The sequence below is a fragment of the Brachybacterium halotolerans genome (assembly GCF_016623465.1).
Classification (GTDB): domain Bacteria; phylum Actinomycetota; class Actinomycetes; order Actinomycetales; family Dermabacteraceae; genus Brachybacterium; species Brachybacterium halotolerans.
In genome coordinates this window covers 746,924-764,927 of the sequence record NZ_JAEDAJ010000001.1, presented here as the reverse complement: position 1 = coordinate 764,927, position 18,004 = coordinate 746,924, and the positions used below count along the sequence as shown (strand labels likewise).

15 protein-coding genes and 1 pseudogene are annotated in these 18,004 nt (G+C 71.5%); 8 read left to right on the top strand and 8 right to left on the bottom strand.

Annotated elements, in window-relative coordinates; translation table 11 throughout:
- Window positions 1–43 precede the first annotated feature (43 nt).
- Window positions 44–739, top strand: coding sequence for an HAD family hydrolase (locus I8D64_RS03440; protein ID WP_200501062.1), 696 nt, complete (start codon window positions 44–46; stop codon window positions 737–739).
- Between the two features lie 251 nt (window positions 740–990).
- Window positions 991–2,670, top strand: a complete 1,680-nt coding sequence (ettA, locus tag I8D64_RS03435) for an energy-dependent translational throttle protein EttA (protein ID WP_200501061.1) — start codon at window positions 991–993, stop codon at window positions 2,668–2,670.
- Window positions 2,671–2,790: 120 nt separating this feature from the next.
- On the opposite strand, the gene I8D64_RS03430 is transcribed toward ettA, so the two are convergent.
- Entirely contained in the window at window positions 2,791–3,396 is a 606-nt protein-coding gene (locus tag I8D64_RS03430) for a GNAT family N-acetyltransferase (protein WP_200501060.1), read from the bottom strand.
- A 184-nt stretch (window positions 3,397–3,580) separates the two neighbouring features.
- On the opposite strand from I8D64_RS03430, the gene glgP reads away from it, so the two are divergent.
- The 4 genes from glgP to I8D64_RS03410 all read left to right on the top strand — a co-directional run bounded on the left by glgP (window position 3,581) and on the right by I8D64_RS03410 (window position 9,684).
- A complete protein-coding gene (gene glgP / locus I8D64_RS03425; protein WP_200501059.1) occupies window positions 3,581–6,223 on the top strand; it encodes an alpha-glucan family phosphorylase in 2,643 nt (880 codons plus the stop codon).
- A 246-nt stretch (window positions 6,224–6,469) separates the two neighbouring features.
- Window positions 6,470–7,333 (top strand): carbohydrate ABC transporter permease, encoded by an 864-nt coding sequence (locus I8D64_RS03420; RefSeq protein ID WP_200501058.1) that lies wholly within the window; start codon window positions 6,470–6,472, stop codon window positions 7,331–7,333.
- 12 nt (window positions 7,334–7,345) lie between these two features.
- A complete protein-coding gene (locus I8D64_RS03415) occupies window positions 7,346–8,179 on the top strand; it encodes a carbohydrate ABC transporter permease (protein WP_200501057.1) in 834 nt (277 codons plus the stop codon).
- 161 nt (window positions 8,180–8,340) lie between these two features.
- The gene (locus I8D64_RS03410) at window positions 8,341–9,684 is read left to right on the top strand and encodes an ABC transporter substrate-binding protein (protein ID WP_200501056.1); all 1,344 of its coding nucleotides are present in this window, start codon (window positions 8,341–8,343) and stop codon (window positions 9,682–9,684) included.
- A 24-nt stretch (window positions 9,685–9,708) separates the two neighbouring features.
- Here the strand turns inward: I8D64_RS03410 and I8D64_RS03405 are convergent, their stop codons facing one another.
- Window positions 9,709–10,680 carry an acyl-CoA thioesterase gene (locus I8D64_RS03405; RefSeq protein ID WP_200501055.1) on the bottom strand — a complete coding sequence of 324 codons (972 nt, stop codon included), beginning with the start codon at window positions 10,678–10,680 and terminating at the stop codon, window positions 9,709–9,711.
- Window positions 10,681–10,725: 45 nt separating this feature from the next.
- On the opposite strand from I8D64_RS03405, the gene I8D64_RS03400 reads away from it, so the two are divergent.
- Complete coding sequence (locus tag I8D64_RS03400; protein WP_200501054.1) at window positions 10,726–11,208, top strand: acyl-CoA thioesterase; 483 nt, start codon at window positions 10,726–10,728, stop codon at window positions 11,206–11,208.
- Here I8D64_RS03400 and I8D64_RS03395 read toward each other — a convergent pair whose 3' ends face one another.
- Window positions 11,209–12,723 (bottom strand): MFS transporter, encoded by a 1,515-nt coding sequence (locus tag I8D64_RS03395; RefSeq protein ID WP_200501053.1) that lies wholly within the window; start codon window positions 12,721–12,723, stop codon window positions 11,209–11,211. It abuts the gene before it with no gap.
- Between the two features lie 378 nt (window positions 12,724–13,101).
- On the opposite strand from I8D64_RS03395, the gene I8D64_RS03390 reads away from it, so the two are divergent.
- Complete coding sequence (locus I8D64_RS03390; protein ID WP_228358774.1) at window positions 13,102–13,755, top strand: TetR/AcrR family transcriptional regulator; 654 nt, start codon at window positions 13,102–13,104, stop codon at window positions 13,753–13,755.
- Window positions 13,756–13,809: 54 nt separating this feature from the next.
- Here the strand turns inward: I8D64_RS03390 and I8D64_RS03385 are convergent.
- From I8D64_RS03385 to I8D64_RS17540, 5 genes and pseudogenes are all read right to left on the bottom strand, one after another.
- Window positions 13,810–14,226: pseudogene (locus tag I8D64_RS03385) on the bottom strand (globin domain-containing protein); the annotation flags it as partial.
- 200 nt (window positions 14,227–14,426) lie between these two features.
- Window positions 14,427–15,371 (bottom strand): mechanosensitive ion channel family protein, encoded by a 945-nt coding sequence (locus I8D64_RS03380; RefSeq protein ID WP_200501050.1) that lies wholly within the window; start codon window positions 15,369–15,371, stop codon window positions 14,427–14,429.
- A 58-nt stretch (window positions 15,372–15,429) separates the two neighbouring features.
- A complete protein-coding gene (locus I8D64_RS03375; RefSeq protein WP_200501049.1) occupies window positions 15,430–16,566 on the bottom strand; it encodes an iron chelate uptake ABC transporter family permease subunit in 1,137 nt (378 codons plus the stop codon).
- Window positions 16,563–17,774, bottom strand: a complete 1,212-nt coding sequence (locus tag I8D64_RS03370; protein ID WP_200501048.1) for a FecCD family ABC transporter permease — start codon at window positions 17,772–17,774, stop codon at window positions 16,563–16,565. The genes I8D64_RS03375 and I8D64_RS03370 overlap by 4 nt, the downstream gene beginning before the upstream one ends.
- Before the next feature lie 22 nt (window positions 17,775–17,796).
- Complete coding sequence (locus I8D64_RS17540) at window positions 17,797–17,931, bottom strand: hypothetical protein (protein WP_281391971.1); 135 nt, start codon at window positions 17,929–17,931, stop codon at window positions 17,797–17,799.
- Between the last annotated feature and the right edge of the window lie 73 nt (window positions 17,932–18,004).

The window sequence follows — 18,004 nt, the reverse complement described above, 5'->3', positions numbered from 1 at the left end:
TGCACCAGCATCCGAGCACGAGCGCAGCACAGGAGAGTCGATCATGAGCAGGAAGAGGCGCGGCACCTCCGCCGCGGACCCGAAGCGGATCACCGTCGTCTTCGACTTCGGAGGCGTGCTCAGCGCCGGGCACGATCCGGTGCCCACCATCCACGAGCTGCTGGGCGGGGATGCCGAGGCGGTCGGGGAGGCGCTCTGGGAGCATCGCGGCGACTACGACGCGGGCCGCATCGTCGCCGCCGAGTACTGGGGCCGGGTGGCCGCCGCCGCGGGCATCGAGAACCTCACCGAGACCGAGGTGCGCGAGCTGCAGAGCGCCGACAACCGCTACTTCCTGCAGCTCGACCAGCGCTCGCGCGAGCTGCTCCACGACCTCGCCCGCAACGGGATGCGGATGGCGCTGCTGTCCAACGCCTCGGCCGCCTTCGGCGAGGACGTGCGCCGCGCCGACTGGTTCGAGGCCTTCACCCTGGCCGTGATCTCCGCCGAGGAGGAGGCCGTCAAGCCGGACGCGGAGATCTACCGGATCCTGCTGGACGTCCTCGCCCACGAGACCGGGGGAGTGGCCCGCCCCGGCGACGTCGTGTTCTTCGACGACCGCGCCGAGAACGTGGAGGCGGCGCGCGCCCTCGGGATCGACGCGCACCTGTGGCCTCGCAACGGCGAGGACGGCGCCGCCGAGCCCGGCGCGGTCATGGCTCGGCGCGTGCTCGAGGGACGCGGAGTCCCGCTGTCCTGACGAGCGGGTCGCGGGTCGCTGGGAGAACAGCGCCGGGACGGAGCGCCGATCAGCGATCGCGATGACGGTGCGTGATCCGCGGCTGCTGGGCAGGGCGGGTACCCTGGTGAGGGCATCCAGGGGCTCGACCGCGCACATCCGCGCGCCCGTCGGGCCCGGGTATTCCAGGGACCACCTCACCACCGCACGCGCGCGCCGGTGCACACCGGCCCGCACCGTGGCGATATCGACCGTCTACCAGGGAGAACAGCTTGGCAGAGTTCATCTACACCATGTACAAGGCCCGCAAGGCCGTGGGCGACAAGGTCATCCTCGACGACGTCACCATGAGCTTCTACCCGGGCGCGAAGATCGGCATGGTCGGCCCCAACGGCGCCGGCAAGTCCACGATCCTCAAGATCATGGCCGGCCTCGACCAGCCCTCCAACGGCGAAGCGCGTCTGAGTCCCGGCTACAGCGTCGGCATCCTGCTCCAGGAGCCGCCGCTGGACGAGTCCAAGACCGTCCTGGAGAACGTCCAGGAGGGCCTGGGCGACCTGTTCCGCAAGGTCCAGCGCTTCAACGCCATCGGCGAGGAGATGGGCCAGCCCGACGCGGACTTCGACGCCCTCATGGAGGAGATGGGCAAGCTCCAGACCGAGATCGACAACGCCAACGGCTGGGATCTCGACTCGCAGCTCGAGCAGGCGATGGACGCCCTGCGCTGCCCTCCCGGCGACGAGAAGGTCACCCACCTCTCCGGTGGTGAGAAGCGCCGCGTCGCGCTGTGCAAGCTGCTCCTGGAGAAGCCCGACCTGCTGCTGCTGGACGAGCCCACCAACCACCTCGACGCCGAGAGCGTGCTCTGGCTCGAGAACCACCTCCAGCAGTACGAGGGCGCCGTCATCGCCGTCACCCACGACCGCTACTTCCTGGACCACGTCGCCCAGTGGATCGCCGAGGTCGACCGCGGCCACCTCTACCCCTACGAGGGCAACTACTCCACCTACCTGGAGAAGAAGGAGGAGCGCCTGGCGGTCCAGGGCAAGAAGGACGCGAAGCTCGCCAAGCGCCTCAAGGACGAGCTCGAGTGGGTGCGGTCCTCCGCCAAGGGCCGGCAGACGAAGTCCAAGGCGCGTCTGGCCCGCTACGAGGAGATGGCCGCCGAGGCCGAGCGCACCCGCAAGCTCGACTTCGAGGAGATCACCATCCCGCCGGGCCCGCGCCTGGGCACGAAGGTCATCGAGGCCGAGGACCTCAGGAAGGGCTTCGGCGAGCGTCTGCTCATCGACGGGCTCAGCTTCTCGCTGCCCCCGAACGGCATCGTCGGCGTCATCGGTCCCAACGGCGTCGGCAAGACGACCCTGTTCAAGACGATCGTGGGCCTGGAGCCGCTGGACGGCGGCGACCTCGAGGTCGGCCAGAGCGTCAAGATCAGCTACGTCGACCAGAACCGCGAGAACATCGACCCGGAGAAGAACCTCTGGGAGGTCGTCTCCGACGGCCTCGACTTCATCCAGGTCGGCAAGGTCGAGATCCCCTCGCGCGCCTACGTCAGCCAGTTCGGCTTCAAGGGCCCCGACCAGCAGAAGAAGGCCGGCGTGCTCTCCGGTGGCGAGCGCAACCGCCTGAACCTCGCGCTCACCCTCAAGCAGGGCGGCAACGTGCTCCTGCTCGACGAGCCGACGAACGACCTGGACGTCCAGACCCTCGGCTCGCTCGAGAACGCACTGCTGGAGTTCCCGGGCTGCGCCGTCGTGGTCTCGCACGACCGCTGGTTCCTCGACCGCGTCGCCACGCACATCCTGGCCTACGAGGGCACCGAGGAGGACCCGGCGAACTGGTACTGGTTCGAGGGCAACTTCGAGGCCTACGAGAAGAACAAGGTCGAGCGCCTGGGCGAGGAGGCCGCACGGCCTCACCGCGTGACTCACCGCCGCCTGACCCGCTGAGTCCGGTCGGGTCGGCAGGATCCGAGCCGACGACCCGACCGCCCCAGCACGCACGACGCCCCCTGCAGATCGCTCTGCGGGGGGGCGTCGTGCATGCGCAGCGAGTGCACCGGGCGCGCGTCAGCCCAGGTGTCGACCCACCCGGTGCTCGAGGGTCGCGCGGACCATCGGCCAGTCGCGGGCGAGCACGCTGAACTGGGCGGTGTCGCGCACGATCCCGAAGCGGTCGCGGGAATCGGCGCGGAGGATACCCTCGAGCTCCGCACCCAGGCGCTCGATCGCCGTGCGGGACTGCTGGTTCGCCCGATGGGTGCGGAAGCGCACCGCCTCCACCTCCCACTGCTCGAAGGCGTGGGCGAACAGCAGCAGCTTCGAATCGGGGTTCGTGCCGGTGCCGTGGACGGAGGCGCGGTTCCAGGTCGATCCGATCTCCACGCGCGGCACCGAGGGGTCGATGTTCATGAACGTGGTCATCCCCAGCACCAGGCCGTCGGCCCGCCGGATCGTCGTGAACGGCAGCATCATGCCCTCCTCGCGCAGCGCGAGGCGCCGGTCGATCTCCTCGGCCATGTCCTCGGGGCGGGGGACCGTGGTGTACCAGGTGGACCACAGCTCGCCGTCGGCCACCGCGTCCTGCAGTCCCGCGAGGTGATCGTGGCTCAGCGGCACGAGATCCACGAGCCGCCCGTGCAGGGTGAGGGTCGGAAGCGGAAGCGGGATCGACATGGGAGGGACTCCTTCGGGGACGGGCGGCCGGGGGTCGGGAAGCAGACGGGCGGGCACGAGGGCCCTCCGGGCGCTCGCGCGGGTGCACGCTCGGCGTCCAGTCTCGGTCATGCAGGTGACGCGGGGTCGCCGACGCGCTGACGCGTGGTGATCGGTGTCCGATTCCGCCTGTACTCTCGGCCCCATGAAGCCTGCCGCCACCTTCACGGTCGCCTCCGATCTGCCCGCCGCGCTCGAGCCGCTGCGCACCCTCGCGATGAACCTGCGCTGGTCCTGGCGCAGGCAGACCCTCGCCCTCTTCCAGGACCTCGATCCGGAGGCCTTCGCCGCGAGCGGAGGCAGCCCGATCGCGATGCTCCCCCTCGTGCCCGCGAGCCGTCTCGCGCAGATGGCCGGCGACGAGGACTACCTCGCCAGGATGCGCGCCGAGATCGGTGACCTGCGCACCTACCTCGACTCCGGCCGCTGGTTCCAGCGCACCGTGCCCACCCAGGGGGCCGCTGGGGAGCGCACCCCGGCCGTCGCCTACTTCTCCATGGAGTTCGGCATCACCCCCACGCTGCCGATCTACTCGGGAGGCCTCGGGATCCTCGCCGGCGATCATCTGAAGTCGGCCTCGGACCTGGGCGTCCCGCTGGTCGCCGTCGGCCTGCTCTACCAGTGGGGCTACTTCTCGCAGAGCCTCGACCGCGACGGCTGGCAGCGCGAGAGCTACCGCCTGAACGATCCCGCGGACCTTCCGGTCGAGCCCGTCGTCGACGCCGCCGGCGAGCCGATGACCGTCTCGGTGGCACTCCCCGGGGGCCGCGAGGTGCGGATCGCCGTGTGGAAGGTGCAGGTGGGGCGCGTGCCCCTGCTCCTCCTGGACACGGACGTCGAGGAGAACGACGAGGAGTCGCGGGCGATCACCGACCGTCTCTACGGCGGCGACCACGACCATCGGATCCTCCAGGAGATCGTGCTGGGCGTGGGCGGCGTGCGCGCCGTCGCCGCGTTCAGCGAGACCGGCGCCTTCCCCGCCCCCGAGGTCTTCCACCTCAACGAGGGCCATGCGGGCTTCTCCGGGCTCGAGCGCGTCGGCCGGATCATGCAGCGCGGCCGCAGCTTCGACGAGGCCCTGACCGAGGTCCGCGCCGGCACCGTCTTCACCACGCACACCCCCGTGCCCGCCGGCATCGACCGCTTCGACGTCGGGGAGCTGCGGCGCGTGCTGGACGCCGACGAGTCCGGCATCTCCCGGCTCGTCGACGGCCTGCCCGTCGAGGCCGCCCTCGCGCTCGGCCTCGAGGACGGCGGCGAGGTCTTCAACATGGCCCACATGGGTCTGCGACTCGCCCAGCGCTCCAACGGGGTCGCCGAGCTCCACGGTGCCGTCTCGCGCAGCATGTTCCGCTCCCTCTACCCGGGCTTCGACGTCGCCGAGGTGCCGATCACCTCGATCACCAACGGTGTGCACCGCCGCACCTGGACCTCGCGCGCGATGGACGACCTGTACAAGAAGGTGCTCGGGGACGTCGACATCTCGGCGCTGTCGGACTGGAGCCCGCTCGCGACCCTCGGGGACCACGAGCTCACGGCCGTGCGCGACCAGCTGCGCGGCGAGCTGGTGACGATGGTGCGCGAGCGCCTGCGCGCCTCGTGGCTCCAGCGCGGGGCCGACGACGCCGAGCTCGGCTGGACCCAGGAGGTCCTCGATCCCGACGCGCTGACCATCGGCTTCGCCCGCCGCGTCTCCACCTACAAGCGCCTGACCCTCATGCTCCGCGACCCCGAGCGCCTGCGGCGGATCCTCCTCGACGCCGAGCGCCCCGTGCAGTTCGTCATCGCCGGCAAGTCCCATCCGGCCGACGTGCCCGGCAAGGAGTTCCTCCAGCAGATGGTGCGCTTCGCCGACGAGGCCGGCGTGCGCCACCGCATCGTCTTCCTGCCCGACTACGACATCACCATGGCCTCCGTGCTCGTGGCCGGCTGCGACGTGTGGCTGAACAACCCCATCCGCCCGGAGGAGGCCTCCGGCACCTCCGGCATGAAGGCGGTGCTCAACGGCGGCCTCACCTTCTCGATCTCCGACGGCTGGTGGGACGAGATGAAGGACGACGAGGCCGGCTGGACGATCCCCACCGCCCACGTCGCGGACCAGGGCGAGCGGGACCGCCTCGAGTCCGACGCCCTCTACGAGATCCTCGAGCACGAGATCGCGCCCCTCTTCCACGACGTCGACGCCGAGGGCATGCGCCACGGCTGGTGCGACCGCGTGCGCACCTCCCTGGTGCGGATCGCCCCGCAGATCACCGCCGCCCGCATGGTCCGCGACTACGTCACCGAGCTGTACCTGCCTGCGGCCGGAGCGGCCGAGGCCTTCGCCGACGACCCCGCGCTCGCCGACGAGTTCACTGCCTGGAAGGGGCGCGTCGCCGATGCCTTCGGCCGCATCAGCGTGCGCGACGTGCGCATCGGGGGCGGGCGCGGTGAGGGCCTCGTGCCCACGGGCGCCGAGATCACGCTCTCGGCCGCCGTCGACCTCGCCGGGCTCGGCGACCACGATGTCGAGGTCGAGGCGCTCGTGGGCCCCGTCGGCCCCGATGGCGAGATCGAGTCCCCGCAGCTCATCCCGCTGCGCCCGGGTGCCGGCGCAGAAGCGGCCGCAGGGTCGGAGTCGGATGCCGGCGCGAGCGCAGGAATCGGCGCGGAGGACGGGGGAGCGGCCCGCTGGTCCGCGTCCTTCACCCTCGCCCGCCCGGGCGAGCTGGGCGTGAACGTGCGCGTGGTGCCCCGCCACCGGGTGCTCGCCTCGCCCGCCGAGCTCGGGCTCATCGTCACCGCCTGATCCCGGCGCCGGCGCCGGCGCCGCGCTGCGCCCGAAGTGGCCGGCCGGCCGTGCTCTGCTCTCGTGGAGGCAGCCGGCGGCGTGGGCCTGTGTCGCGGAGCGGCGTATAGCGGCTCTCTCTGCCACATGTGGCAGAGAGAGCCGCTATGTGCCGGTCGGCGACAGCCTTGACACCGGGAACGGCGGGCGCGGCCCGTCGGCGATGCGCATGGTGGGAGCACCCGCCGCGGGCGTCATACTGGTCCGATGCGTCCCCGTTCGCCCGTGGTCGGCTATCTCCTGCTCGCCCCCAGCCTCATCGGCGTGACCGCCTTCCTGCTGCTGCCGGTGCTGCTCGCCTTCGTCGTCTCCCTGTTCCGCTGGGACCTCATCGGCACCCGCGAGTTCGTGGGGCTGGCGAACTACGCGGATCTGCTCAGCGGCGGAGCGCTGCTGAACTCGCTGGTCGTCACGGTGCTCTTCACCGTCATCGCGGTGCCCGTCACGCTCGCCCTGGGTCTCGTGCTCGCCACGCAGCTCGTGCGCGCCGTGCCCGGATCCTCGCTCGTGCGGGTGATCGTGGTGATCCCGTGGGTGTGCGCGCCGCTGGCCCTGGGCGTGGTGTGGAAGTGGATCTTCCAGCCCTCGACGGGCGCGCTGAACGCCCTGCTCGGCGTGCGCGTGGAATGGCTGACCTCTCCGATGCTCGCGCTGCCCGCCGTCGCCTTCGTCGCGATCTGGCAGCAGGTGGGATACGTGTCCCTGTTCTTCCAGGCCGGCCTGGCCCGGATCCCCGAGAGCATCTACGAGGCGGCGCGCATCGACGGGGCGAGCCCCCTCCAGCAGCTGCGCTTCATGACGATCCCGCTGCTGCGACCCACGACCTTCTTCCTGGGAGTCACCCAGGTGGTCGCGAGCTTCCAGGTGTTCGACATGGTCTACGCGCTCACCGGCGGCGGACCCGAGCACCGCACCGAGGTGATCGCCTCGCTCATCTACAACCAGGCCTTCGACTCCTTCGCCGTGGGGAAGGCGAGCGCCGTCGCGGTGGTGCTGTTCCTCCTGCTGGTCGTGATCACCGTCGCCCAGCAGCGGTACTTCGGCCGCCGCATCACCTACGACCTGAGCTGAAGGAGGACCCCGATGCACGCACGCCGAGCCCTGTCCCTGGCCGCGACCTACGCGGTCCTGCTGATCGCCGTCCTGCTAACCCTCGCGCCGTTCGCGCTGTCGGTGATCACGGCTCTGAAGACGCCCCGCCAGTTCGTCCAGGACGGGCCGCTGGCCCTGCCCTCACCGCTCACCCTCGAGAACTTCACGTCCCTGTTCACCACCTCCGAGGGCGGCTTCGTCACCCCGCTCGTGGTCACCCTGCAGATGGTGGCCGTGATCCTCGTGGGGCAGATGGTGTTCTCCGTGCTCGCCGCCTACGCCTTCGCGCTGCTGCGGTTCCCCGGCCGCGACCTGCTGTTCTGGGTGTACGTCGCGACGCTCATGGTGCCGCAGGTCGTGGTGGTGGTGCCGCTGTACCTGATGATGAGCGAGGCGGGGATGCGCAACACGTTCTGGGCGCTCGTGCTGCCCTTCGTGCTGGGCTCCCCGTACGCGATCTTCCTGCTGCGCGAGAACTTCCGCGGCATGTCCACCGAGCTCATGGACGCCATGCGCCTGGACGGCGCGGGCACCCTGCGCCTGCTGTGGAACCTCGTGATCCCGCTGAACCGGCCCATCATCGTCACCCTCGTGCTGATCACGGTGGTCACCCATTGGAACAGCTTCATGTGGCCGCTGATCATCACCTCGGGGCCGACGTGGCAGACGGTCACGGTGGCCACCTCGGCCCTGCAGTCGCAGTACGCGAGCAACTGGACCCTCGTGATGTCCGCGACGACCCTCGCGATGCTCCCGCTCATCGCACTGTTCGTGATCTTCCAGCGCCAGATCACCCGGTCGATCGGCGCGAGCACCCTGCGCTGAGCGTGACGCCGGGTGTCCTCGGACGTCGGAATGGTCCCGGCTCGTCGGCCGGATCGGGGCACAATGGGCGGATCGGCGGGAGACCACCGCGCCCGACCCACCGGGCGTCGGCCGCATCAGCCCGCCGACCCGCTCGCGCCCGCCCTCCGGAAGGACCCGCCATGATCAGTCGACGCCGCATGATCTCCGCCCTCGCCGCGACAGGTGCCGTGGGGGCCGCCGCGGCCTGCTCGCCCTCGGGCTCGGGCGACTCCGGTTCGGGCTCCGGCTCCGGCAAGGGCGGCAAGTCCCTCACGTTCCGCCTCTGGGACGACACCGCCAAGGCCGCCTACGAGAAGTCCTTCGAGGCCTTCGAGAAGGACTCCGGGTGGAAGGTGAGCATCGACGTCGTCGCCTGGGACGATTACTGGACGAAGCTGCCCCTGGACGTCGCGAGCGGCGACGCCCCCGACGTCTACCTCATGAACTCCGCGAACTACGTGCAGTTCCAGGAGGCCGGGAACCTGGTCGCGATCGACGACGCGGTCGACGGCGCCGACAAGGACCAGTGGCAGAAGGCCGTCGTGGACCTCTACACCCGCGACGGGAAGCTCTGGGGGGTCCCGCAGCTGTGGGACTCGATCGCGCTGTTCTACAACAAGGAGCTGCTGGACGCCGAGAAGATCGATCCTGCCGACCTCTCCTTCGACCCCTCCAAGGACTCCGACCCGCTGCGCGAGGCGGGCAAGGCCCTCACGGTCGACAAGGAGGACCGCCACCCCGGCGACAAGGGCTTCGACGCGGACTCCCGCAGCCGGTTCGGCTTCAACTCCTCGTGCGACCGCCAGGCGATCATCGGCCCGTTCCTCGCCTCGAACGGAGCGGACTGGGAGAACGACAAGGACCAGTACGCCTTCGCCTCGAAGGAGGGCATCGCGACCTTCCAGTACCTTGCGGACCTCGTGAACAAGGACCAGATCGCGCCCGACGCGGCCGACACCAACGAGAACGGCGACCTCTGCCGCGACATGTTCGCCCAGGGCAAGCTCGCGCTCTTCCAGTCCGGCCCCTACAGCCTGAGCGCGATCGACGAGGCCGTGGGCGACAGCTTCGAGTGGGGCATCGCCCCGATGGTCGCCGGCCCGGCGGGCGCGAAGTCCCTGGTCCACGGCGTGGTCGCCGTGGGGAACGCGAAGGCCGACGACGACCAGCAGGAGGGCATCGCGAAGCTCCTGACCTGGCTGGGCAGCGCCGACGGGCAGCGGCCCTTCGGCGAGATGGGCGTCTCCTTCCCGGGCAACAGCGACGTCCAGGACACCTTCGTGAACTACTGGAAGGACAAGGGGCAGGACGTCAGCGTCTTCATCGACGCCGCCAAGGACCCGGCCCCCGCCGACACCGGTGCCAAGGCGAACGCCGGGCTCACCGCGGCGATGCCCGTGTTCCAGGAGATCTTCATCGGCCGCAAGAGCGCGAAGGACGGCCTCCCGGAGGCGCAGAAGGCTGGCAACGAGGCGATGAAGTGACGCGCTGAGGGGCGGCGCCGCGCGTCAGCGGCGGTCGGCCCCGGTGCGGATCATGCCCTCCTGGGTGATGGTCGCGACCAGGGAGCCGTCGCGCGCGAACATCTCGCCCTGGGTGAGGCCGCGACCGCCCGACGCCGAGGGGGAGCGCTGCACGTACAGCAGCCATTCGCCGGCGTCCACGTGCTGGTGCCACCAGATCGCATGGTCGATCGTCGCCATCCGCAGGCCCGGCGTCACCCAGCTCAGGCCCTGGCGGCGCAGGATGGGCTCGAAGGGCGTGTAGTCGCTCGCGAACGCGAGGATCGCGTCGTGCACGAGCGGGTCCGCCTCGATCGGCGTGAGCACCCGCATCCACAGCATCTGGGACTCGGCGCCCGAGCCGTCGGGCCGCAGGTAGATCGGGTCGGTGACGTGGCGGATGTCGATCGGACGCTGCGTCGCCCAGTAGCGCGCCACGGGATGGTCGATCCCGGCGAGGACCTCGGCCGTGGTGGGCAGGCCCTCGGGGTCCGGCGCCTCGGGAGCGCGGTCCTGGTGCTGGAGGCCGTCCTGCACCTCCTGGAACGACGCCGTCATCGCGAGGATCGTGCGCTCGCCCTGGGTCGCGAGCACGCGGCGCACCGAGAAGGAGCCGCCGTCGCGCAGCGCGTCGACGCTGAAGCGGATCGGCTGATGCGGATCGCCCGGTGCCAGGAAGTAGGAGTACATCGAGTGGATGTGCCGGGTCTCGGGGACGGTGCGGCCCACGGCGACGACGGCCTGGCCCATCACCTGCCCGCCGAAGACGTGCCCGCCGGGCTGAGGGCGCGTGTCGCCCTCGAAGACGGCTCCGTCGACCCCGTCGACCCCGTCGGCCCCGGTGGACCCGCTGGTCCCGTCGGCCTCGAGGGTGCGCAGGTCCAGCAGGTCGAGCAGCGCGGCGGAGACCGCGGCGGGATCGGGCGCGTCGGCGCCGGTCGTGGGGCCGGAGAGCGGATCGGGATGCGCGTTCGACATGCGCCGATGGTACGTCGGACCCCCACGGATCCCTACGATGGCCCCATGGCTCATCTCGACATCACAGTCCCTGTCCGCTGGACCGATCTGGACGCCTACGGCCACGTGAACAACGCGGCCGTGGTGCGCCTCCTCGAGGAGGCGCGGATCGCCGCGTTCTGGTCGCCCAGCGAGGAGCAGATCGAGCGCGGGGCCGTGCGCCGGCCCTCGCAGCTCGACCTGTTCGACGCGACCTCGCCGCTGCTCACCCTCATCGCCTCCCAGCGCCTGGAGTACCACCGGCCCATCGAGTACCTGCGCGAGGGCGCGCTGGTGCGGATGTGGGTGCCGCGCGTGGGCGGGGCGAGCTTCGACGTGGACTACAGGCTGCTGCGGGCCGACGACCAGGACGGCGCCTACCCCTACGTCAGCGCGCGCACCACGATCGTGGTGGTCGAGCGCGAGCAGGGGCGGGCGACGCGTCTGAGCGACGAGGTGCGCGTGCTGCTGGACCAGTACACCGACGAGCCGCTCGAGTTCCGCGGCTGATCAGGCCGGGTGCTCGTCGGTCTCGTGGGAGTCGGTGAGCGTGAGCGCACCGACGGTCGCGATGATCCCGACGGCGACCGCGAGGATCGCGAAGGTGATCCGCTCGCCGTGGAAGAAGGACGCGACCAGGCCGTCGGACCAGGTGCCGGCGGGCAGCGTCGCCGTCACGAGCGCGGCGATGAGGGTGCCCACCACGGCGGTGCCGACGCTGGTGCCGACCTCCTGCGCGGTGTCGTTCAGGGCCGCGCCGATGGAGGTGCGGTCCTCGGGCATGCCGCCGATGAGGGCGACCGCGCAGGTGGTCATGACGATCCGCAGGCCGAAGGACATGATGACCATGGAGATCGCGATCGGCAGGTAGCCGTGGTCCACGCTCCAGGCCATCCCCGCGAGGGACACGAACAGGCTCGCCGCGCCCACGAGGCAGGCGATGCGGTGGCCGAAGCGAGCCACCAGACGCTCCACGAGCGGTGAGGCGACCAGCATCGTGAGGATCATCGGCAGGTTCGCGAGTCCGGCGAGCACGGGGGACCAGCCGTAGGCGAACTGGAAGTGCATGACCAGGGCGAACATGACGCCGGCCATGGCGATCGAGGTGCCGATCTGGGCGAGCGCCGCGCCGCGGACGGTGCCGGTCGCGAGCAGGCGCAGATCCAGCATGGGGGAGGCGGCGGTGCGCTCGCGCAGGACGAACAGCACGATCGCGAGCACGCAGCCCACGAGGCAGCCGAGCGTGGCCGGCGAGGTCCAGCCGTTCTCGACGCCGCTGGTGAGCATGAAGCAGCCCAGGCCGATGGCGGCGATGGAGAGGATCGAGCCGGGCAGATCGAGCTTCTCAGTGGTGAGGTCCTCGGGACGGTCCGGGGCGACGCCGCGGCGCACGCCGATGAAGGCGATGAGGGCGATCGGGGCGTTGACCATGAGCAGCCACTCCCAGCGCACGTGGGCCAGGGCGGTGCCGCCGAGCAGCGGGCCGAGGATGAAGCCGCTCATGCCCACGATCATCATCACGGTGATGGCGCGCATGCGCACGGTGTCGTCGTCGAACAGGCGGAAGACCAGCGAGTTCGTGATCGGCGCCATGGCCGCGGCGGCGATGCCGAGCGCGGCGCGCAGCGCGATCAGCTCGCCGGTGGTCTCGACGAAGGCGACCAGCAGGCTGAGCAGGCCGAAGACGGCGAGGCCCACGAGCAGCACGCGGCGGCGGCCGAGGCGATCGGCCGCGGAGCCGGCGGTCAGCAGGAGCCCGCCGAAGGTCAGCGAGTAGGCGCCGGTGATCCATTGCATGGCGGTGGTGCCGCTGCCCAGGTCGCGGCTGATGGTGGGCAGCGCGATGCTCAGCAGCGTGTTGTCGACCATCTCGACGAAGAAGGCGAGGCACAGGGCGAGCATCGGCAGCCAGGCGGCGCGGAGGCTCGGATAGATGCGGGCCGACGGGGTGGGCGCGGCGGTCGGGGTGGACGGAGTCGACGCGTCGGGGGCGTCGGGTGGGACGGACGGTCGGGTGGTGGTCATGGGAACCTCCTGGGGAGTCGTATCGAACGACGTTCGAGAATGGAACAACGTTCGATAAGGTAGACCTGGACCGTCACGAGCACAAGGCGGAGGGAGGCGATGGGCATGGCTGGTGCGTCACAGGGTCGCCGTGGTCCGGGCGGCGCGGGAGGCCCCGGCGGTCACCAGGGTCCCGGTGATCCGCGCGGACCGGGCGGTCCTCGCGGACCAGGGGGCCCTCGCGGAGTCGGTGATCCCCGAGGCCGGCGCGGTCACGGAGGAGTCCCGGGTCAGGGTCCCTCCGGCGGACGTGGCCCCGGGCGCGGTCCCGGGCGTGCACCGGCGACCGGGCGAGGGCCCCAGCGCGGTCGACAGCGGACGGCGCATTCGCTCGAGGCCGTGCTCACCGAGGCGATCGCCCTGCTCGACGCCGACGGCGAAGGGGCGCTGACCTTTCGCGCGCTCGCCGCGCGACTCGGCGGCGGCGTCGCGAGCATCTACTGGTACGTCTCGAGCAAGGACGAGCTGCTGGATCGCGCGACCGACCAGGTCGTCTCGGAGTACGTCGAGCGCACAGCCCACCTGCCCGGGTCGGAGGATCCGCTCGCGGACCTGCGTGCGCTCGCCGTCGACCTGTTCGACACGATCCGCGAGCACCCCTGGACGGGCCGCTACATGATGCGCGACAGCTCGACCCAACCGCACGTGGTGCGTGCCTACGAGGCGCTCGGCGAGCAGGTGATGCGACTGGGGATGGCGCCGCGCGAGACGTTCCACGCGGTCTCCACGGTGCTCGGCTTCGTCATCGGCACCGCGATCGATCTGGGCCAGGAGCCGCCCGCCGAGCTGGCGGCGACCCTCGAGGACCGCGACAGCGGTCTCGAGCAGTATGCGCAGGTCTGGCGGGACCTGGACCCCGAGGAGTTCCCGTACATCCACGCGATCATCGAGGAGTTCGTCGGCCACGACGACGCCGACCAGTTCCGCGCCGGGCTCGACCTCATCCTCGAGGGAATGCGCCAGCAGGCGCGCGGCGCGGCGGATCCGGGCTGAGCCGGGGCGTCGGCGGATCCGGGGCGCCGGCGGATCCGGACCGAGCCGGGGTGCTCAGTCCATGTGGCCGGGGAGCGCGGCTCCCGGCATCGGCGCCTCGCCGCCGTCCACGGTGTTGACCATCGAGTGGGCGGCGCGCTCGAGGTAGTCCCACAGCGGCTCCTCGAGCATCGGCGCGAGCTCGAGGGAGTCGACCGCGGCGCGCATGTGCCGCAGCCAGGCGTCGCGCTGCGAGGGCGAGACGGCGAAGGGCGCGTGACGCCTGCGCAGCCGGGGATGGCCGCGCCGCTCGCCATAGGTCTTCGGACCGCCCCAGTACTGCTCGAGGAACATCCGCAGGCGCTCCTCCGCCGGCCCCAGATCCTCCTCGGGATACATCGCGCGCAGCTCCGGGTCCTCGGCGACGCCCTCGTAGAAGCGGTGGACGAGCCGCGCGAAGGCCTCGTGACCGCCGACGGCCTCGTAGAACGTCTGCCGCTGGGCGGGCGCCGGAGCCGATGCGGGAGCCGGGCCGCCGCCGGTCGCGGGGGCGGCCGTCGGACCGTCCGTCGGGCGGGCCGTCGGACCGGCCGACGACCCGCCCCGAGACGGATCGGAGGAGGGGCCCTGCAGGGGGATCGTCATGGAATGCTCCAGGTTCTCGGGCGGCCGCGTGCGCGCCGCCCATGATCTCAGGAGGCCGCGGAGACGGCCCCGAAGCGGGGGAGCGCGAAGTCGATGTCGGCCTCGCGGAAGGCCAGGCGGATGCGCCGGCGCAGCTCCATCTCGATGGTCCACTGCTGGCCGGGCTCGACGCGCACCACGACGCGGCGCTGGTAGCTCGCGCCGTCGACCTCGAGCATGCCCGAGACGGTGACGGGGCCCAGCAGCAGCTCCTTCCACTGCTCGTCCTCGCCGAACTCCGCGCCGACCTCGTCGAGGATCTCGGTGACCTTCGTGTAGTCGGCCGCGTGGTCGATGTCCAGGACGACCACGGCGTTGGAGAACCCGCGGGACATGTTGCCCACGCGGATGACCTCGCCGTTGCGCACGGTCCACAGGGAGCCGTCGAGGGCGCGCACCTGCGTGGTGCGCAGGTTGATGTTCTCCACGGTGCCGCTGGCGTACTCGAGGTCCACCACGTCGCCCACGGCCACGAGGTCCTCGAAGAGCATGAGCACGCCGGAGACGACGTCCTTGATGATGTTCTGCGCGCCGATGCCGGCGGCCAGCCCCAGCACGCCGAGCGAGGCGATGACGGGGGCGACGTTCAGCCCCAGCTGGTCCAGGACCATCACCAGGGCGATCGCCCAGACCACCATCGTGAACACGTTGCGCGCGACGTTCGAGAGCGTCGTCGCGCGCTGCGCACGGCGGGCCTGGGCGAGCTTCGCCGAGCGGTCGTCGCGCTTGACGACGGATCCGGCGACGGTCGAGATCTTCGTCGACGAGTCGATCATCGTGTTCACGAAGCGCTTGATCAGCCAGGTGCCGATGGTCGAGATCAGGGCGGCGACCACGATGATCACCAGGATGCGCACGCCATGGCTCAGGAGCCATTCCACGAGGCTCCCCATGAGGGTGGTCGCTTCGTCGGCCGGGGCGGACAGCTGCGGCAGGAGGTCGTCGATGGGCATGGATCCGACCCTAACGATCAGTCCTCCACGTGGGCAGTGAGCGAGTGGGACGGGTGCCTCACACCCGTCGGCGCAGGGAGCGCGCGGACTGCGCGAGCAGGAGCGCGACGAGGTACACCCCGCCCAGGACCACGGTGACCATGCCCACGGGGACGGTCTGCGGGAGCAGCTGCTGGGAGGCGACGTCGGCCGAGGTGAGCAGGAGCGCGCCGACGAGGGCGGCCGGCAGGATCGGGATGCCCGGGCGGCGCACCAGCAGCCGGCCGACCTGCGGCGCGGACAGCGCGATGAAGGCGATCGGGCCGGCGACGGCCGTGCACACCGCCACCAGGGCGACGGCGATGAGCAGCACGATGCGGCGCGCCCGCTCCACGCGCACGCCGTGCATGGCCGCGGTGTCGTCGCCCAGCTCGAGCTGGTGGATCACCGGGACGGATGCGATCACCGCGGGCGTGAGCAGCACGAGGACCGCGAGGGCGGGCAGCAGTGCGGGCCAGGACATGAGGTCGAAGGAGCCGGCTCCCCAGATGCTCGCCGCCATCGCCACCTCCTCCTTCGCCCGCAGCAGCAGGAACGTGTTGACGCTCGAGAGGGTCGCGGCGATGGCGATGCCCACGATGATCAGGCGGAACCCCTGGATCCCGTCCCGGTAGGCGAGCACGTAGACGAGGATCGCCGCGCCGATCCCGCCCAGCAGGGCTCCGCCGGTCTCGCCCAGGGAGGCCGCCGCCTGCGCGAGCGCGCTGTCGCTCGAGGCGAGTCCGCCTGCGCCCAGGAGCACGGTCGCGACCAGGACGCCCGTGTAGGAGCCGGTGGAGAAGCCGAGGACGTCGGGCGAGCCCAGGGCGTTGCGGGTGAGGGTCTGGAAGATCGCGCCCGAGGCGCCGAGCGCCGCGCCGAAGGCGAGGCCCGCGACCACCCGCGGCAGTCGCCACTCGCGCACGATCATCGCGCGCGGGCCATCGCCGCGCAGCGCCTCGAGGAGGCCGCCGAGCGTGCCGTGCGGGGTGTCGGAGAAGATCACGGAGGAGCTTCCCAGGTACAGGGCGAGCAGGGCGATCGCCAGCGTCGCGAAGACCAGGGCACCCAGGACGATGCGGTCCCGGCGGCGCTCGTCGCGTCGGCGCCGGGCGACCGGGTCGGCGGATCCGGAGCGGCCGGCGGGCGCGTCGGGGGAGGCGGACGCGGTGCTCACAGGCCGCTCGCTCGGGTCCGGCGCACGAGCACGATGAGCACGGGGGCGCCGACGACGGCCGCGACGATCCCGGCGGGGACCTCGCTCGGCCAGAGGATCACCCGCGCCAGCACGTCGGCCACGAGCATGACTGCTGCGGAGATCGCCATCGCGAGCGGCAGCAGCCGGCGCTGATCGGGGCCGACGATCCACCGGGCCACGTGCGGGGCCATCAGGCCGACGAAGGAGATCGGTCCGGCCATCACCGTCGCCGCTCCCGCGAGCAGGGTGATCGCGAGCACCATGAGCACACGGATCCGCAGCAGGTGGGCGCCCGCCGCGACCGCGAGGTCGTCGCCGAGGGCCAGCAGGTTCATGCCCGGCGCGAGCAGCAGGGCGAGGACCACGCCGATCGCGAGGAATGGGAGCGCAGGCACCACGAGGGACCATCCGCGCTGGGACAGATCGCCGCTCTCCCAGACCAGCAGGGCCGAGAACCGCTGCGGGTTCGTCAGCCGCATCGCCGAGGTGATGCCGGCGAGGACCGCGCCCAGGGCGACGCCCGCGAGGGTGAGCCGCTCGGGGGAGACCATGCCGCCGGCCGTGCCGATCAGCCACACGGCGACCGTCCCCACGAACGCGCCGAGCAGCGCGAACCAGACGAAGCCCGCCGGCGAGGTGATCCCCAGGACCGTGATCGCCAGGGCGACCGCGAAGGCCGCGCCGGCGTTCAGACCCAGGATCCCCGACTCGGCCATGGGGTTGCGGGTGAGCGACTGGATGAGGCCTCCGGCGAGGCCCAGCGCGGCCCCGGCGAGCAGGGCGATCGCCGTGCGCGGCAGCCGCAGGTCGCTGACGGCCGCGTAGTCCTGGACGCTCAGGCCGAGGGACCCCGCGCGGGCGCCCGATCCGCCGCCGCCGAGGTGGGTGACCGTGTCGAGCAGGACACGCAGCACCGTGCTCGGCGGGACCGGGCGGGACCCGATCGCGAGGGAGGCGACGCACAGCGCCAGCAGGATCACGAGGACCGCGGCGATCAGGAGGGCGGGGCGCGCGCCATGGGTCGCGGGAGCGCGACGCGCCGCGCCGGGGGACGGGTGCCGCCCCGTCCTGTCGGCGGCGCGCTCCGTGGTCCCGCCGCCCGAGCGAGTGGCGTGGCCGCCCGCGCGCGGAGCGCCAGCACCGGAGCGCGGGGCGCGCGCGGAGGGCGCCGCGGCGGGACTGCTCATGGTGCCTCCGGATCGGCGGCGCTCACGCCTCGGGCACCGTCACCTCGCGGGAGGCGATCGGGTCGATGCGGTCCCACAGGATGCGGGACGCGCGGCGGATGCGCGGGTCGGACTGGATGTGACGTGCGGTAAGTGCGCCGTCGGGGACTGGGCGCACAGCTGAGGTGAGTCTAACCTTTGTTATGACTCGCGCCCGACTGCGCGAGCGTCCCCTGTGTCCACTCCCACCC

Bases quoted from the DNA above. Each gene is read 5' to 3' on its own strand.
- I8D64_RS03415 (WP_200501057.1), top strand. From the start codon at position 7,346: ATGCACGCACGCCGAGCCCTGTCCCTGGCCGCGACCTACGCGGTCCTG.
- I8D64_RS03400 (WP_200501054.1), top strand. From the start codon at position 10,726: ATGGCTCATCTCGACATCACAGTCCCTGTCCGCTGGACCGATCTGGAC.
- I8D64_RS03440 (WP_200501062.1), top strand. From the start codon at position 44: ATGAGCAGGAAGAGGCGCGGCACCTCCGCCGCGGACCCGAAGCGGATC.
- I8D64_RS03410 (WP_200501056.1), top strand. From the start codon at position 8,341: ATGATCAGTCGACGCCGCATGATCTCCGCCCTCGCCGCGACAGGTGCC.
- I8D64_RS03380 (WP_200501050.1), bottom strand. From the start codon at position 15,371: ATGCCCATCGACGACCTCCTGCCGCAGCTGTCCGCCCCGGCCGACGAA.
- I8D64_RS03395 (WP_200501053.1), bottom strand. From the start codon at position 12,723: ATGACCACCACCCGACCGTCCGTCCCACCCGACGCCCCCGACGCGTCG.
- I8D64_RS03430 (WP_200501060.1), bottom strand. From the start codon at position 3,396: ATGTCGATCCCGCTTCCGCTTCCGACCCTCACCCTGCACGGGCGGCTC.
- glgP (WP_200501059.1), top strand. From the start codon at position 3,581: ATGAAGCCTGCCGCCACCTTCACGGTCGCCTCCGATCTGCCCGCCGCG.
- I8D64_RS03370 (WP_200501048.1), bottom strand. From the start codon at position 17,774: ATGAGCAGTCCCGCCGCGGCGCCCTCCGCGCGCGCCCCGCGCTCCGGT.
- I8D64_RS03420 (WP_200501058.1), top strand. From the start codon at position 6,470: ATGCGTCCCCGTTCGCCCGTGGTCGGCTATCTCCTGCTCGCCCCCAGC.
- I8D64_RS03405 (WP_200501055.1), bottom strand. From the start codon at position 10,680: ATGTCGAACGCGCATCCCGATCCGCTCTCCGGCCCCACGACCGGCGCC.